The organism is Streptomyces sp. NPDC102490, assembly GCF_044765285.1.
Classification (GTDB): Bacteria; Actinomycetota; Actinomycetes; order Streptomycetales; family Streptomycetaceae; genus Streptomyces.
The window spans coordinates 22,571-39,319 of the sequence record NZ_JBIWJU010000013.1; the positions used below are offsets into that span (position 1 = coordinate 22,571).

The following is a 16,749-nucleotide window of genomic DNA, read 5'->3' on the forward strand; positions in this document are numbered from 1 at the left end:
TCTCATCTTTCGAAGGGGCTGGGGGTGGGGAAGTACGAGGTGAAGAAGTCGTCCAGCAGTTCCTGCTGGGCCTCTGTGTCCTCGGGCGTCGAGAAGGCGTCGTTGAGGCAGAAGGAGTCCCGGTCCCGGCCGTCGAGCAGCCGTTGCAACCGGTCCGCCAGGTCGGGCACGGCCAACTGGATGTAGGTGAAGGGCATCGAGCCCGGCTGCGCCCGGCCGGTCAGCGCCGCGTAGTACAGGGCGAACGACGAGGTGGGCGAGAGGTCCGTCATCGCCCGGAACCTGCTGGCCGAGGTACGCGCCCACGCCTCGGAGAACTCCCGTTCGGCCTCTTCCATCGCCGAGCGCCGCAAGGCGTAGGGGATGTGCTCCATGGGCTGGGTGATGACCTTGCCGAAACGTTCGTGCAGGAGCGCCCTGTTGTTCTTGCACGCCGCGTCCACCGGGGTGTCGGTCTCGGCGACCGGTCCCTGCGGGATGCGATTGCGCGAGGGGAAGTAGCGTGCCGTCCCGCTCGGGGTGAAGAACGCGTGGGGGGCGACCGGGCGCCCCATGAACATGTCGTCGTTGAAGTACAGGAAGTGCTCGGCGAGCCCCTCGATGTGATGGAGCTGACTCTCGATCGAGTGCGAGTTGAAGGTGGGAAGGTCCTCCGGGTTGCGGAAGATCTCCCGGTGGGTGGCGATACGGGCCCCGGGCACGTCCTCGCGCATCCACTCCGGAACCTGGTCGTCGGTGACGACGTAGATGTTCCGGATCCACGGCGCGAACAGGTACAGCGAACGTATCGAGTACCGCAGCTCGTCACGGCTGATGAACCGGGCGTCGCTCGCCGACTCGGCGTGGTAGACCTCACCCTTGGCCTGCGCCTTGCGCTGCTTCCAGGCCGGGTCGTTGCCGTCGACCCAGGTGTAGACGGCGTCGACGGGAAAGGCGATGTCGTCGGCGCAGTTCACCAGGAACTCGGGCCGGGTCGGCAGCGCCGGCGCGAGGTGGGCCGGGGTCCAGTCCGACACGAAGCGGCTGAACAACCGGGCGGCGCCCAGGACGTTCTGCCCCGCGGTGGCCACCGCCCAGGTGGCGCGGTTGGCGCGCGGAGCGACGAGATGCGTGCCCTGCCGCTGCCAGAACTCCACGGCGCAGCCGTACTCGTGCCCGAGCAGCAGGTGCCGGCCGGGGTCGGTGCGGTACCAGCTGACCTGGAGGACCCGGGCACCGGCGACATCGCGCCAGGCCCGGGGGTCGCGCGAGGAGACCGGCTTGGCGGGCCGGGGCGCGTCCGGGTCCACCACGGTCAGGTGCCCCGGGTACCGGCCGAGGCCGCGGAACACCGCCTGGAGCACACGCTCCCGGTCCTCCTCGGCGACGCCCACGACCGTGCCGTGGTCGACCGTGCCGCGTACGGCGAAGTGGCCGACGCCAGCCTCGTCGAGCAGGGCGACGAGCGCCGAGCGGTTGGCCTCACGGGCGGCCAGCGGGGTGAGTCCCGGCTCGACGTAGACGTCGCCGTGCTCGTCGGTGAGCGTGGTCGGCCTGCTCGCGGCGGGGCGCCGCGGTACGGCGGCGATGTCCCGCTGGGCGGCGACGGTCGTAGCGGCCTGATGCGCCGTGAAGTCAGATACGGTCGTCACGCCACTGCCCCTCAAGGGACGACGCACGCAGCGGCACAGCCATCCACCCTCTCCTCACTCGAGCCATGCCGGAGTGAGTCATCAGTGACCGTGAGCCCTCGCGCCCCCCCGGGCTCGATGCACGGCCACACCTGGCACCGACCGACCGGCCGATGCCATCCACACCGAAACTTTAACGTTCACAGGACCGGCACATCTTCGCCAAGGGTCCTGATAGCTGTCAACAGCAGTCACTTATGACAGAAAATACACTGCTCTCCGACATGCACTTGAACATCGGACATCACGTGGATGTCCGGTGCCAGCGTCCGACTGGTCCGGCAATCGGTCTATAGTTCGGAAACGCTTCGGCGACCACCGCCGCGGCGGGGCCCGGCCTCTCCCCCCACTCGTGCCCTGCATTCACGTCCGGACAAGCGAGCCGGTTGACAAGAGAGGACCGTGGTCCATGACGCACGCCCCGACGGAGACGAGCCCCCGCCGGTCCAGGCGTGCGCCCACCGGCCGCCGGTCTGCCCGGCCACCGAAACGGCGCCGCGTCTGGCGCTGGGTCGGGCTGAGCCTCGTCCTGCTGCTCCTGATCGTGGCCGGTGTCGGGTACTGGTTGTACAGCGACCTCAACGGCAACCTCAAGGGCGTCGACATCAACGAGGCGATAGGCGGCGACCGCCCGGAGAAGCTGCCCACCTCCGGCCAGAACATCCTGGTCCTCGGGTCCGACTCGCGCGCCGGGGACAACGCCGAGCTGAACACCGGCAAGGTCGCCGGGGCACGCTCGGACACCGCGATGGTGATGCACATCCCGGAGGGCCGCACGGAGGCCGTGGCCGTGAGCATTCCGCGGGACACCCTGGTCACCCGTCCCGCGTGCAAGAAGCAGGACGGCGCCGACGTCGCCTCGGCGAAGCGCGTGATGTTCAACTCCATCTACTCGCAGGTCGGTCCGGCCTGCGTGGTCAAGACGGTGGAGCAGCTGTCGGGCATCCGCATGGACCACTACGTGGAGATCGACTTCGCCGGCTTCAAGGACCTGGTGGACGCCATAGGAGGCGTCACGGTCACCGTCGAGGAGGACATCCACGACCCGTCCAGCGGCCTCGATCTGACGGCGGGCAAGCACAAGCTGAACGGCACCGAGTCCCTCGCCTTCGTCCGCACCCGGCACGGCGTCGGTGACGGCAGCGACCTCGGCCGGATCGGTCTCCAGCAGCAGTTCATGCTCGCTCTGCTGAGCGAGATCAAGCGCCAGGACCTGCTCGGCAGCCCCACCAAGACCTACAAGATCGCCGACCAGCTCACCGCGGCGCTCACCACGGACTCCGATCTCGCCTCGCTCACCAAGCTGGCCGAGTTCGGCCGCAGCCTCAACGGCGTCGATCCGTCCAGCATGGAGACCATCATGCTGCCGGTCGCCTACGACACCCAGGACCCCAACCGGGTGGTGGCGGCCCAGCCGCAGGCCGACCAGCTGTGGCAGGCGCTCCGCAAGGACGCGGACATCCCGGAGTCGGCCAAGAAGTCCCCCGCCACGGGCGGCGGCTCCTCCTGAACTCTGGAGCAGAGCCTCCGAAATAGCCCGGCACGGCGACGACTCGATGCGTCACCGTGCCGGGCCGCCGACCGCGGCGACTCCCTCAGACCCGTACCGGTGGATCGAGTGCCAGCCCCGGCCCGGTGCCCTGCCGCGCGACGCACAGCGTTCCGTCGGTACCGATCGACGCCAGGACGATCCGGCCGTGTCCGTCCAGGGCCAGCGCGGGCGCGCCCACTCCCGCTCCCCCTGCGGGCGACCACCAGAGGCCCGCGCCCTCGTTCTCGGTGCCGCACGCGGCCACCATCACCTCGCCGTCGAGTCCGCGGTGGGCCAGCACCGTGCAGTCGTAGCCGTCGAGCACCGTGCGGAGCACCGCGATCCGGTCTCCGGTCGCCGCCCCGCCGAGGGGGATCACCCAGCCGCCGGGACGGTGGGCGACGAGCTGGCCGGTGTCCTCGTCGGCCCAGTAGTAGGTCGACCGGCCCGGCGCGGTCTCCAGCATCGAGGCGGTGGCGGGCGCCACGCGGACCGGAATGTTCGGTTCCCGCTCGAAGTCCCCGTCGGCCTTGGCCTGGGACCACCGCATCACGTGGTGCGCGTTGCCCGCGAACACCTCGATCCGTCCGGAGGCGTGGACCGCCGCGGGGAACCCGTCCCGCACACCGCTGCCCTTGAGGTCCAGCCAGGCGTCCCACTTGCCGCTCGGGTCCTCCCGACGGAGCATCAGCCCGCCTCCCGCGTTGCGCACGAGGACATGAACGCGTCCGGTCGTGCTCACCGCGGCCACCGGCGCGCCGAGTCGGGCGGCCTTCTCCCGCTGCGGATGCGGATTGCCCAACGACTTCCACTCGGTGACCGGGCGGGCGGTCTGATACTGAATGGCGTGCACGATGTCCACGGTGGGCAGGCCCTCGTCGCCCTCGCGGGCACGCCGCCCCAGGAAGTGGACGTAGGTGTCCGCCCCCTGGGTCACCGAGAGATGTGTGAGGTCCGGCGCCGGGATGCATTCCGGCTTCGACCAGTGCGGGCCGCCGGGCCTGGTCTCCGTCCAGCGCAGCAGGCCGGCACGGGAGCGGGCGTAGGCGGTCAGCCTGCCGTCCTTGCCCAGGACGAGCCAGCGACCGTCGAGACAGCTCTCGGCGACATGGTGCTCCGCCCCCGCCTCGACGACCCGAACGACCGATCTCCCGCGGGCGGCGCCGCGCCCGGATCTGGTCCGCATGACGTGACCTGCCCCTCCCGCCGCCGAATGCGGCTGACCCGCTCCCCTCCGCAGGACCTGCCCGGTGCGGAGGCTGAGCGCGAACCATCATAGATCGAACGTTCGACGAACATGATGTGACAACCTCGTGCACGACTTGCCGTGCGAGACGGCCGGACCGGCGCCGGTCGGACCGCCCCGGACTCACGCCCCCGGTCGGGACGGCCTCAGACCGCCGCCCACGCCCCCAGCGCCAGCCCCGCCTCGTCCTTCCGGCGGGTCAGCAGCAGCTGTCCGGTCGACGGGGACAGGGTCGCCGCCACCAGCCGGCCGTCGGCGTCCAGGGCCAGGGAGACGGTGGCGTCGGACGGCAGGGCGGGGCCCGACTCGGTCCAGGCCGCGCCCATCTCCTCCAGTTCCGTGGGGTACGCGGCGAAGGCGACGCGGCCGCTGTCCGCCGCACGCTGGGCGAGCAGCGTGCAGTCGTGGCCGTCTATGACGGTGCGGACGGCGGACACGGGGCCGGGGCCGGCGGCGGGCAGCAGGGGAACCGGTTTCCCGCCGGGGCGCCAGGCGCACAGCTCACCCGTGCCGGCGTCGGTGAAGAAGACCGTGGTGTGCTCCGCGGAGGTCGCCAGGGCGCGCAGGGTGCCGGGGCGGACGGCCGCGTCGAGTCGCTCGCCCAGCACCGGTCGCGCGCCGGGTTTGTCCTGGCTCCAGTGCAGGATGCCGCCCTCGACGGGCGCGTACAGCGCGACCAGGCCGGAGTCGGCCGTCACGGCGGCGGGCGCCTCCTGGACGCCGCGGCCCTTCAGGTCCCGCCAGGGCTCCCAGCCGCCCTTCTCCTGCTGGGCCACCATGCTCATGCCGCCGCCGCCGTTGCGGACGAAGACATGGGCGCGTCCCTGCGCGTCGACGGCGACGGCGGGGGTTCCGGTGCGGCCGCCCTGCTTGTTGGGGTGGCCGGCCGGCTGCCAGTCGAGGGGGGCGAGCAGGGGCCGGAAGTGCGTGGTGTGCACCAGGGCGCAGCGGTCGGCACCGGTCGGGCGCCAGGCGACCAGGTGGGCGTAGCCGTCGGGGCCCCGGCCGGCCGCGAGGCCGCCCGGGTGCAGGTCCTGGTCGCCGCCGATGCGGCGCGGGGCCTCCCAGGGGCCCGCGGGCGCGCGTTCGGCGCGCCACAGGGCGGCGTCGTCGGACGGGAGGTACACACTGAGGCGGCCGTCGCGGCCGAGGAGAAGCCAGTCGCCGTTCACCGCATCACTCTAAGCGGGGGCGTCCGCTCCGTGTCGGTCGGGTACGGCCCGTCCACGGGCCGGGGCGGTGTGGCGGCGGGCCGGGGCGGCGGTGCGGCGGCCGGCCCGTGCGACCCTGGCGGGATGGAAGACAACGCTTCCCTGCTCGTGGTCGTCGACGCCGCGAACGTGGTCGGTTCGGTGCCCGACGGCTGGTGGCGGGACCGGCGCGGGGCCGCGGAGCGGTTGCGGGACCGGCTGGCGGCGGACGGGGTGCCGGGGCGGGCCGGGCCGCTGGAGGTCGTGCTCGTCGTCGAGGGCGCGGCCCGCGGGGTGGAGTCCGTGGCCGGCGTCCGGGTGGAGTCCGCGCCCGGCAGCGGGGACGACCACATCGTCGAGCTGGTCGCGCGGACGGCGGGCGGCCGGCCCGTCCTGGTCGTGACGGCCGACCGCGGGCTGCGCCGCCGGGTGACGGAGCTGGGCGCGGAGGTCGCGGGGCCGAGGACGGTGCGGCCCGTGTGACGCGCCGGAGCGCGCACACGGGCCGACGACGCGCGCGCTCCGCCGCGTCACACGGTCCTGCGCCGGGCTACGGGCCCTTCGGGGCGGGCGGCTCGGCCGGCGCCTCCTCGCCGCGGGCCAGGCGGCTGTGGGTGCGGCCGTAGAGGAAGTACACGACGAAGCCGATCGCCATCCAGACGGCGAAGCGGACCCAGGTCTCGGCGGGCAGGTTCAGCATCAGCCACAGCGAGGCGGCCACGGACACGATGGGCAGCAGCGGGACCAGCGGGGTGCGGAAGGCGCGGGGCAGGTCGGGCCGGGTCCGGCGCAGGATGATCACGCTGATCGCGACGATGACGAAGGCGAAGAGCGTGCCGATGTTCACCAGTTCGGCCAGTTCGCTGAGGCTGGTGAAACCGGCGACGATCGCGATGACCACGCCGAGCAGGATGGTCGGCCGGTAGGGGGTGCGGAACTTCGGGTGGACGTGGGAGAAGAAGCGGGGCAGCAGTCCGTCGCGGCTCATCGCGAAGAACACCCGGCTCTGGCCCAGGAGCAGGATCATGCAGACCGTGGTCAGGCCGACGGCGGCGCCGAAGCTGATCACGCCGGAGAAGAAGGGATGCCCCGTGGCCTTGAACGCGTCCGCGAGCGGGGCGTCCACGGAGAGCTTGGTGTAGTGCTGCATGCCGGTGACGACGATCGAGACCGCGACGTACAGGATGGTGCAGATGATCAGGGAGCCGAGGATGCCGCGGGGCATGTCGCGCTGCGGGTTCCTGGTCTCCTCGGCGGCGGTGGCGACGATGTCGAAGCCGATGAAGGCGAAGAAGACCACCGAGGCGGCGGTGAAGATGCCCATCACGCCGAAGTTGGCGGGCGCCCAGCCGAACATCAGCTGGATCAGTGGTGAGTGCAGTCCCCCGCCCGCCTCGACGGGCTGCGACTTCGGGATGAAGGGGTCGTAGTTGGCGCCCTTGACGAAGAAGGCGCCCGCGATGATCACGATGAGGACGACCGCCACCTTGATGGCGACGACGAGCGAGGTGATCCGCGCCGACAGCTTCATGCCGAGCACCAGGATGGCGGTGAGCACCAGCACCAGGGCCGCGGCGAGGATGTCGAAGCCGAAGCCCTCGGCGCCGTCCCTGCCGCCGAGCGACGCGGGCATGTGCCAGCCCGCGTTGTCCAGCAGCGAGCGGATGTAGCCCGACCAGCCGACGGCCACCACCGCCGTGCCGAGCGCGAACTCCAGGACCAGGTCCCAGCCGATGATCCAGGCGGGCAGTTCGCCCAGCGAGGCGTAGGAGAAGGTGTACGCGGAGCCGGCCACCGGGACGGTGGAGGCGAACTCGGCGTAGCACAGCGCGGCGAGCGCGCAGACGACTCCGGCGACGACGAACGCCAGGGCCACGGAGGGCCCGGCGTTGTTCTTGGCGACCGTGCCGGTCAGTACGAAGATGCCGGTGCCGATGACGACGCCGATACCGAAGACGGTCAGGTCCAGCGCCGACAGGGATTTCTTGAGCGCGTGCTCGGGCTCCTCCGTGTCACGGATGGACTGCTCGATCTTCTTGGTCCTGAAGAGGGTGTTGCTCACGGGGACCTCCCACGCTTGTCGTCCTCGACATGATCGAGAGGGGGCGTACTGCGTGTGCCCCGGCGTAGGCGATTTCACGCGGATGGGCCGGTTGCGCCCCTGCAACGAGTGGCGGAACCGGCCCATCCGGCCCAGTGCGGAGTGCGCGGCGTCAGTCGCGCGCGGCCTCCACCTGGTCCACCTCGGCGCCCGCGCGGTCGTACCGGCCGTCGAGCTTGGCGACCAGGCCGGTCACCTGGCGCGCGATGTCGGGCGCGGTGAGCCCGATCTCGGCCAGCACCTCGGCGCGGGAGGCGTGGTCGAGGAAGCGCGGCGGGATGCCGAAGTCGCGCAGCGGTACGTCGACGCCGGCGTCGCGCAGGGCCTGGGCGACGGCGGAGCCGACACCGCCGACGCGGGAGTTGTCCTCGACGGTGACGACGACGCGGTGACGCTCGGCGAGCGGGGCCATGGCCTCGTCGACGGGCTTGACCCAGCGCGGGTCGACCACGGTGGTGGAGATGCCCTGCTTGTTCAGCAGGTCGGCGACCTCCAGGCACATCGGCGCGAGGGCGCCGACGGAGACCAGGAGCACGTCGGGCGTGTCGGTGCCGGGGGCGCGCAGCACGTCCATGCCGCCGACGCGGCCGACGGCGGGGACGGCGGGGCCGACGGCGCCCTTGGAGAAGCGGACCACGGTCGGCGCGTCGTCCACCGCGACGGCCTCGCGCAGCTGGGCGCGGACCTGGTCGGCGTCGCGCGGGGCGGCGAGCCTGAGGCCGGGGACGACCTGGAGGATCGACATGTCCCACATGCCGTTGTGGGAGGCGCCGTCGGTGCCGGTGACGCCGGCCCGGTCCAGCACGAAGGTCACGCCGCACTTGTGCAGGGCCACGTCCATCAAAACCTGGTCGAAGGCGCGGTTCAGGAAGGTCGCGTACACGGCGAAGACCGGGTGGACGCCGCCGTGCGCCAGGCCGGCCGCGGAGACCGCGCCGTGCTGCTCGGCGATGCCGACGTCGTAGACGCGGTCCGGGAAGGCCTTGGCGAACTTGTCGAGGCCGACCGGCTGGAGCATGGCCGCGGTGATGGCGACGACGTCCGCGCGCTCCTTGCCGAGCTCGAGCATCTCGTCGCCGAAGACGCTGGTCCAGTCGGCGCCGGAGGTGGAGATGGGCAGGCCCGTGTCGGGATGGATCTTGCCGACGGCGTGGAAGCGGTCGGCCTCGTCCTGGAGCGCGGGCTGGTAGCCGCGGCCCTTCTCGGTGAGGCAGTGCACGATCACCGGGCCGCCGAAGCGCTTGGCCCGGGTGAGGGCGGACTCCAGGGCCTCCAGGTCGTGGCCGTCGATCGGGCCGACGTACTTGAGGCCGAGGTCCTCGAACATGCCCTGCGGGGCGATGAAGTCCTTCAGGCCCTTCTTGGCGCCGTGCAGGGTGTCGTAGAGGGGGCGCCCGACGACCGGGGTGCGCTCCAGGACCTCCTTGGTGCGGGCCAGGAAGCGCTCGTAGCCGTCGGTGGTACGCAGGGTCGCCAGGTGGTTGGCGAGGCCGCCGATGGTGGGCGCGTAGGAGCGCTCGTTGTCGTTGACGACGATGACCAGGGGGCGGTCCTTGGCGGCGGCGATGTTGTTCAGCGCCTCCCAGGCCATGCCGCCGGTGAGGGCTCCGTCACCGATGACGGCGACGACGTGGTCGTCGCGCTCCAGGACCTGGTTGGCCTTGGCGATGCCGTCGGCCCAGCCGAGGACCGTGGAGGCGTGGCTGTTCTCGATGACGTCGTGCTCGGACTCGGCCTGCGAGGGGTAGCCGGACAGGCCGCCCTTCATCTTGAGCTTGGAGAAGTCCTGGCGGCCGGTGAGCAGCTTGTGCACGTAGGACTGGTGGCCCGTGTCCCAGAGCACCTTGTCCTTCGGCGAGTCGAAGACCCGGTGCAGGGCGAGGGTGAGTTCCACCACGCCGAGGTTGGGGCCGAGGTGGCCGCCGGTCTTGGAGACGGCGTCGACGAGGAAGGTACGGATCTCCTCGGCCAGCTGAGTCAGCTCTTCCAGGCTGAGCCGGTCCAGATCGCGCGGTCCCGTGATGCGGGTCAGCAGCGGCACCCGTGCCTCCTTGCAGTAGAGCTGTTGCCGGGCTCGTCGAGTCTAATGTTCCGCTCCGGCGGAACGTGTCCGGGCGGTGCGTCGTACGTCACGCGTCGGCCGTGCCCGGGGGCGGGCCGTCCTGCGTCTTCCCGGCGGGCGTCCTCGGGCACGCCGCCGTCCGGCCTTGGGGACACCTTTACCCGGGTGGTCCAGTCCACCGGGCGCGCGGTGTGCAGGCCCGGTGGTCTCCGGCCCGTCCGATTGGTCTAGTCCCATTCTGGTCCAGACCATTGCGTCCCCCGGTGCCCCGGCGATATCCCCGTACCCGGCAACACCCCAGCACGGCACGGGAATCGACGCTCCACCCCACACACACCGGGACTGACATGAGACGCATGCGTTCCATTCGCGCGGCCCTCACCGCGGCCGCCACCACCCTGGCCGCCGCGGGCCTCGCCCTGTCCGGCACCGGCCCGGCCCAGGCGGCGACCCCGCTGCCGGACCGGGTCTTCGCCCCGTACTTCGAGGCCTGGACCGGCGAGAGCCCGGCCGCGCTGGCCGCGCAGTCGGGTGCCAAGCACCTGACCATGGCCTTCCTCCAGACGGCGACCCCGGGCTCCTGCACGCCGTACTGGAACGGCGACACGTCGATGCCGGTCGCGCAGTCGACCTTCGGCGCCGACGTCGACACCATCCAGGCGAACGGGGGCGACGTCATCCCCTCGTTCGGCGGCTACACGGCCGACACCACCGGCACCGAGATCGCCGACAGCTGCACCGACGTCCAGCAGATCGCCGCGGCCTACGAGAAGGTCATCACGACCTACGACGTCTCCCGGCTCGACATGGACATCGAGATCGACGCGCTGGACAACACCGCGGGCATCGACCGCCGCAACAAGGCCATCAAGCTGGTCCAGGACTGGGCCGCGGGCAACGGCCGCGACCTCGAGATCTCCTACACGCTGCCCACCACCACCCGCGGCCTCGCGAGCAACGGCGTCGCCCTGCTCGAGAACGCCGTCAAGAACGGCACCAAGGTCGACGTCGTCAACCTGATGACGTTCGACTACTACGACAACCAGCCGCACGACATGGCCCGGGACACGCAAACCGCGACCCAGGGCCTGCACGACGTGCTGGCCCGGCTCTACCCGGGCACGTCCTCGGCCGACCTCTGGCACATGATCGGCGTCATCGAGATGATCGGCGTCGACGACTTCGGACCGGCGGAGACCTTCACCCTGGCCAACGCCCGCACGGTCTACGACTGGGCCCTGAAGCAGGGCATCAACACGCTGTCCTTCTGGGCGCTCCAGCGGGACAACGGCGGCTGCGCCGGTGGCGCCGCGGCCGACAACTGCTCGGGCATCCAGCAGAACACCTGGGACTTCTCGCACATCTTCGCGCCCTTCACCAGCGGCGGCACCACCCCGGCGAACGACTTCTCCCTGTCCGCCGCCCCGGCCTCCGGCACGGTGACCGCGGGCGCCTCGGCCACCACCACGGTGAAGACCGCGGTGAAGACCGGTGCGGCGGAGACGGTGCAGCTCAAGGCGAGCGGGGTCCCGGCGGGAGTCACCGCGTCGTTCAGCCCCGGCTCGGTCACGGCGGGCGGCCAGTCGACGCTCACCCTCGCCACCACCGGCCAGGCCGCCTCGGGGACCTACACCGTCACCGTCACGGGCACCAGCCCGTCCGGCAGCCACAGCACCACGTACGCGCTGACCGTCACCGGCGGCAACGGCGGCCAGTGCACCGCCGCCCCGTGGAAGTCGGGGACGGTCTACACCGGCGGGCAGCAGGTCTCCCACAAGGGGCACACCTGGAAGGCCAAGTGGTGGACGACCGGCGAGGAGCCCGGGACCACCGGCCAGTGGGGCGTCTGGCAGGACCTCGGCGCCTGCTGACAGCCACGGAGAAGGACCCGTACGACGAAAGCGGTCCGCCCGCCGGCCCAGGGCTCAGCTGGGCGGGCGGGCGGACCGTCGTCGGCCGTGCGGGACGCCAGGGGACGTCGTTCGGATCTTGCCGGGGTCGCGGGGTCTGGCACGCACACCAGACCCCACTCGGGTCGGCAACAAGGCGCCGACAACCGGAGCCGGCCTGATCCAGACGACACCCCCTAGGCGCGGCCGGCCGTCTTCTGCGTCTTGCGGGTGATCGCGTCGATGACGACGGTCGCCAGCAGCACGCCACCGGTGATCATGTACTGGACCGGCGAGGCGATGCCCTCCAGGGCCAGGCCGTACTGGATCGAGACGATGACCATCACACCGAGCAGCGCGTCCCAGGTGCGGCCGCGGCCGCCGAACAGGGACGTGCCGCCGATCACGGCCGCGGCGATGACGTTCATCAGGAACTCACCGGTGCCCGCGCCCTGGTTGGCGGAGGCGATCTTCGACGCCACGAAGAGGCCGCCGATCGCCGCGAAACCGCCGGCGATCGCGAAGACCGAGATCCGGACCAGCTCCACGTTGATACCGGCACGGCGGGAGGCCTCGACGCTGCCACCGAGCGCGAAGATCTTGCGACCGTAGGCGGTGCGGCGCAGCACGAAGTCCGTGAGCAGCAGGAACGCCAGGAAGATCACCACGGCCAGCGGCAGGCCCTTGTACTGGTTGAAGACGATCGCCACGGCGAAGGCCAGGACCGCGAGCAGCACCGTGCGCACGATGATCTCGTTCAGCGGCCGGGACGGCACCCCGGCGGCCTCGCGGCGGCGGTTGTCGAAGAACGCGGCGAGGAAGTACCCCGCGGTCACCACGACCGCCAGGCCGTAGGCGGCGGCCACGTCGCTGAAGTAGTAGCTCGTCAGCTTGACGACGACGCCCTCGGAGTCGAGGTTGATCGTGCCGTTGTCGCCCAGGATCTGGAGCATGAAGCCCTGCCAGAACAGCAGTCCGGCGAGCGTCACGGCGAAGGCCGGGACACCGATGCGGGCGAAGACGAAGCCGTGGATGGCACCGGCGACGGTACCGGTGAGGATCGCCAGCAGCAGGGCGAGCCACTCGTTCATCCCGTGCGTGACGCTCAGCACCGCGAAGGTGGCGCCCGCGACACCGCTGACCGAGCCGACCGACAGGTCGATCTCGCCGAGCAGCAGGACGAAGACGATACCGACGGCGATCATGCCGGTGCCGACCATGGCGACCGACATGTCGGAGAAGTTGCCGGCGGTGAGGAAGTTGGAGTTCAGGCTGGTGAAGATGGCCCAGATGATCAGCAGACCGACGACGACCGGTATGGACCCGAGGTCACCGGCCTTCATCTTCCGCTTGAACTCGCCGACGTAACCGGCGAGGCCCTGCTCACGCACCAGCAGCCGGGGGTCGACGGCCGTGACGGCGGCGGCCGCGGCGTCGGTGTTCTCCACCGCGCTGTCCGCGGCGGGGGTGGAGGTCTTGTCGATGCTCACTTCTTGATCTCCCCATTTGCGCGTGCCGCACGACGGGTCACGGCGTTCTCCGTGGCGCCCGTGATGGCGGAGATGATCTCTTCCTGCGAGGTCGACTTGACCTCGAAGACGCCGTTGTTGCGCCCGAGGCGCAGGACGGCGACCTTGTCGGCGACCGCCTTGACATCGGCCATGTTGTGGCTGATGAGGATGACCGCGTGGCCGCGCTCGCGCAGCCGCTCCACGAGGTCGAGGACCTGCGCGGTCTGCTCGACACCGAGGGCGGCGGTGGGCTCGTCCAGGATGACCAGCTTGGGCTCGCCGAGCATGGACCGGGCGATCGCCACGACCTGGCGCTGACCGCCGGAGAGGGAGGCGATCGGGATGCGGACGCTCGGGATGCGGATGGACAGCGTGTCGAGGAGCTCGCGGGAGCGGCGCTCCATCTCCACCTCGTCCAGGACGCCGCGACGGCGGATCTCCCGGCCCAGGAAGAGGTTGCCGACGACGTCGATGTTGTCGCACAGCGCGAGGTCCTGGTAGACCGTCGCGATGCCGAGGTTCTGGGCGTCGTGCGGCCTGTTGATCGAGACGGCCTTGCCGTCCCACTCGATGGCGCCCTCATCGATGGGGTGCACGCCGGCGATCGTCTTGACCAGCGTGGACTTTCCGGCTCCGTTGTCGCCCACCAGGGCGACCACCTCACCGGCGTGGACCTCAAGCTCTACCTCGGTGAGCGCCTGGACGGCACCGAATCGCTTGGAGACCCCGCGCAACGCCAGCACGGGCGTAGCGGACACGTGAACCATCTCCTTCGCCGCCTGACCCGGCGGGAGGTTGTGCAGAAAAGTATGGGGGGGGTGTTCCGTCCGGCGCCCCGCGTAGCTTGCGGGGCTGATGAGTGCGGGGCGCCGGAGGAGCTGGGGCGGCCGGTCCCGGGCGGCTCAGCCGGCCCTGGACGCGGGTCCGCTTACTTGAGGCCGATCTTGTCGCAGGCGGCCTTGTACTTGTCGGTGCAGATCTCGTCGACCGTGTAGAAGCCGTCCTTGATGACGGTCTCCTTGATGTTGTCCTTGGTCAGCGAGACGACCGGGACGATCACCGCGGGGATGTCCTTGGCGGTGGCGGAGTCGACCTTGTCGTTGGCGATGGAGTCGAGCGACTCGCCCTTGGCGAGCGCGACGGCCATCTCGGCCGCGGTCTCGGCCTCCTTCGGGTACGACTTGAACACGCTCATGTACTGCTCACCGGTGACGATGCGCTGCACACCCGCGAGTTCGGCGTCCTGGCCGGTGACCGGGACGTTGGAGATGCCGGCCGCCTTCAGGGCGGTGATGATGCCGCCCGCCATGCCGTCGTTGGCGGAGTAGACGCCCTGGATCTTGCCCTTGCCGAGGGCGGAGATGGCGCCCTCCATGTTGGCGTTGGCGTTCTCCGGCTTCCACTCCTTGGTGTCGTACTCGCGGCCGACCTTCACCTTGCCGTCGAGGGCGGCGTGCGCGCCCTGCTTGAACTGGGCGGCGTTCGGGTCGGTGGAGGAGCCGTTCATCATGACGATCTGGGCGTCCTTGGCCTTGTCGCCCAGCGCCTCGAGGAGCGCCTCGCCCTGCGTCTTGCCGACGGTGACGTTGTCGAACGAGGTGTAGGCGTCGATGGGGCCCTCGGCCAGGCGGTCGAAGGCGACGACCTTGATGCCGGCGTCCTTGGCCTTCTTCACCGAGCCCGCGATGGCCTTGTAGTCCACCGCGTCCACGATCAGCACGTCGACCTTGTTGGTCACCATCGTGTCGACCTGCTGGTTCTGCAGGCTGGCGTCCTGCTTGGCGTTGGCGTAGACGACCTCGCCCTTGTTGTTCGTGAGCTCCTTGACCTTCTTCTCGATCATGGGCTTGTCGAACTTCTCGTACCGCGCGGTCTGGTTCTCCGGAAGGAGCAGGCCGACCTTGATGTCGTCGCCCTTCTTCGCGGCCGAGTCGGACGAGTCGTTGCTGTCGCCGGATTCCTTGGCACTGCCACAGGCGGCGAGCGAGACGGCCATGGCGCCGGCGGCGATGGCAACGGCGGCACGACGCATACGCGTGTTCACTTCACAAACCTCCCTGACGAGGCCGCGTCGTTGCGGCCGAGGTGGCTGGAAGTCAACTCGGCCACACGTGCGACGTCAAGAAGTAAATCCTTAACGAGATGACAACGGTGCCATCCGTGCTCTAAGTGAAGGCAGGGGTGGCCGCCGGCAGGGCGCCGGTCGCAGACCCGTCCAAGAGCGTCGAATCGCCCATCTCGCTGAGCGCGAGGGCGAGGGCTCCCAGCACCTCCGCGCGGCCCCCAAGTGCCCCGGGAAGCACCGAGAGTTGCCGCGCGGCGCTGGGGATGGCGTAACGCCCGACGGACTCCCTTATCGGCCCGAGCACCAGCTCCCCGGCCTCGGCGAGATCGCCGCCGAGGACGACTCGGCTCGGGTTGAGCAGATTGCAGAGGTTGGCGACTCCACTGCCGATGTGGCGGCCGACGTCGGCGATCACCCGACGGCAGCCCGGGTCACCGTCCCGCGCCAGCCGCACGACGCCCTCCATCGTCAGATCGGTGCCGTGGCCCGGCTGGAGGAGCGGAAGCACATAGCGTGCTGCCGCGAAGGTCTCCAGGCAACCCCGGTTGCCGCACCGGCAGACGGGACCGGCTTCATCGAGGGTGATATGCCCGATTTCACCCGCGGTGCCGCCGGGTCCGCGGTAGATCTTCCCGTTGATCACCAGACCGGCGCCCACGCCGCTGGCGACCTTGATGTACGCCAGGTCCCGCACCCCCCGGCCGCTGCCCCAGACCAGCTCGCCCAGGGCGCCCAGGTTGGCGTCGTTGTCCACGTGCACCGGCACGCCGAGCCGCCCCCGCAGCTCCTCGGCGGGCCGGGTGCCGCCCCAGCCGGGCAGGATCGCGGTCGAGCCGAGCGTCCCCGACTCCACGTCGATCGGTCCCGGCACGCCCAGGCCCACCCCGGCGATCTTGGCGCGGTCCACGCCGGTGGCCGCGATCAGCCGGCTGACCAGCTGTTCCGCCCGGTCGAAGCCCTGGTCCGAGGAGGCGTCGACGTCCAGCGGCTCGGACTCCTCGGCGAGCACCTGGTGGGCGAGGTTGCCCAGGGCGACGCGCAGGTGGGTGTGACCGAAGTCCACGCCGATGACGATGCCGGCGTCCCCGCTCAGCGAGACGCTGCGGGCCCGGCGGCCGCCCGCGGAGGTGGGCGTGACCTCGACGGTCCCGCCGTCCTTCAGTTCCCGGACGATGTTCGAGACCGTGGCCGCGGACAGGCCCGTCGTCCTCGCGATCTCCGCCTGCGTGAGCGAACCGGCGAGCCGTACCGCCCGTACGACGCGTTCCAGGTTGGCTCGGTGCAGCGACGACTGCGACCCCGGAGTCTCCACGACGACCTCCTGCGCGCGGGGCCGCTTCGATGAGGCCCCTTCCATGTCCAACTAGTGAACTCTAAGCTGAGCCGTTCGGGTCACCTCCCGTCAAGAGGTTGAACCGCATCCGGGTCTCCTCCGGGGTCGTCCCCGCCCAGACGAGCATGCCGCCCCCGGTCGTCGGGAGCGG

The 16,749-nt window shown here is 70.8% G+C and carries 12 protein-coding genes; 3 read left to right on the forward strand and 9 right to left on the reverse strand.

Going from position 1 to position 16,749, the window contains the following annotated elements:
• Window positions 1–2: 2 nt before the first annotated feature.
• Window positions 3–1,631 (reverse strand): stealth family protein, encoded by a 1,629-nt coding sequence (locus ACIRGB_RS28090; RefSeq protein ID WP_403870768.1) that lies wholly within the window; start codon window positions 1,629–1,631, stop codon window positions 3–5.
• Between the two features lie 448 nt (window positions 1,632–2,079).
• On the opposite strand from ACIRGB_RS28090, the gene ACIRGB_RS28095 reads away from it, so the two are divergent.
• On the forward strand, window positions 2,080–3,180 hold the full coding sequence (locus ACIRGB_RS28095; RefSeq protein WP_403870771.1) for an LCP family protein: 1,101 nt from the start codon (window positions 2,080–2,082) through the stop codon (window positions 3,178–3,180).
• Window positions 3,181–3,265: 85 nt separating this feature from the next.
• On the opposite strand, the gene ACIRGB_RS28100 is transcribed toward ACIRGB_RS28095, so the two are convergent.
• Window positions 3,266–4,387 carry a hypothetical protein gene (locus tag ACIRGB_RS28100; protein WP_403870774.1) on the reverse strand — a complete coding sequence of 374 codons (1,122 nt, stop codon included), beginning with the start codon at window positions 4,385–4,387 and terminating at the stop codon, window positions 3,266–3,268.
• A gap of 206 nt (window positions 4,388–4,593) precedes the next feature.
• A complete protein-coding gene (locus ACIRGB_RS28105) occupies window positions 4,594–5,619 on the reverse strand; it encodes a hypothetical protein (protein WP_403870777.1) in 1,026 nt (341 codons plus the stop codon).
• 123 nt (window positions 5,620–5,742) lie between these two features.
• On the opposite strand from ACIRGB_RS28105, the gene ACIRGB_RS28110 reads away from it, so the two are divergent.
• Entirely contained in the window at window positions 5,743–6,120 is a 378-nt protein-coding gene (locus ACIRGB_RS28110) for an NTP pyrophosphohydrolase (protein WP_403870779.1), read from the forward strand.
• Window positions 6,121–6,187: 67 nt separating this feature from the next.
• On the opposite strand, the gene ACIRGB_RS28115 is transcribed toward ACIRGB_RS28110, so the two are convergent.
• The gene (locus tag ACIRGB_RS28115) at window positions 6,188–7,699 is read right to left on the reverse strand and encodes an amino acid permease (RefSeq protein WP_403870782.1); all 1,512 of its coding nucleotides are present in this window, start codon (window positions 7,697–7,699) and stop codon (window positions 6,188–6,190) included.
• Between the two features lie 151 nt (window positions 7,700–7,850).
• Window positions 7,851–9,779: a 1-deoxy-D-xylulose-5-phosphate synthase gene (dxs, locus tag ACIRGB_RS28120; protein ID WP_403870785.1), complete on the reverse strand. Its 1,929-nt coding sequence runs from the start codon at window positions 9,777–9,779 to the stop codon at window positions 7,851–7,853.
• A 368-nt stretch (window positions 9,780–10,147) separates the two neighbouring features.
• Here dxs and ACIRGB_RS28125 point away from each other — a divergent pair, with 368 nt between their 5' ends.
• Window positions 10,148–11,671: a chitinase gene (locus ACIRGB_RS28125; protein WP_403870788.1), complete on the forward strand. Its 1,524-nt coding sequence runs from the start codon at window positions 10,148–10,150 to the stop codon at window positions 11,669–11,671.
• A gap of 215 nt (window positions 11,672–11,886) precedes the next feature.
• On the opposite strand, the gene ACIRGB_RS28130 is transcribed toward ACIRGB_RS28125, so the two are convergent.
• The 4 genes from ACIRGB_RS28130 to ACIRGB_RS28145 all read right to left on the reverse strand — a co-directional run bounded on the left by ACIRGB_RS28130 (window position 11,887) and on the right by ACIRGB_RS28145 (window position 16,577).
• Window positions 11,887–13,179 carry a sugar ABC transporter permease gene (locus tag ACIRGB_RS28130; protein WP_403870791.1) on the reverse strand — a complete coding sequence of 431 codons (1,293 nt, stop codon included), beginning with the start codon at window positions 13,177–13,179 and terminating at the stop codon, window positions 11,887–11,889.
• On the reverse strand, window positions 13,176–13,967 hold the full coding sequence (locus tag ACIRGB_RS28135) for an ATP-binding cassette domain-containing protein (RefSeq protein WP_403870794.1): 792 nt from the start codon (window positions 13,965–13,967) through the stop codon (window positions 13,176–13,178). The genes ACIRGB_RS28130 and ACIRGB_RS28135 overlap by 4 nt, the downstream gene beginning before the upstream one ends.
• 161 nt (window positions 13,968–14,128) lie before the next feature.
• Window positions 14,129–15,232: a sugar ABC transporter substrate-binding protein gene (locus tag ACIRGB_RS28140; RefSeq protein ID WP_403871374.1), complete on the reverse strand. Its 1,104-nt coding sequence runs from the start codon at window positions 15,230–15,232 to the stop codon at window positions 14,129–14,131.
• A 133-nt stretch (window positions 15,233–15,365) separates the two neighbouring features.
• Window positions 15,366–16,577, reverse strand: coding sequence for an ROK family transcriptional regulator (locus ACIRGB_RS28145; protein ID WP_059298200.1), 1,212 nt, complete (start codon window positions 16,575–16,577; stop codon window positions 15,366–15,368).
• Window positions 16,578–16,749 lie beyond the last annotated feature (172 nt).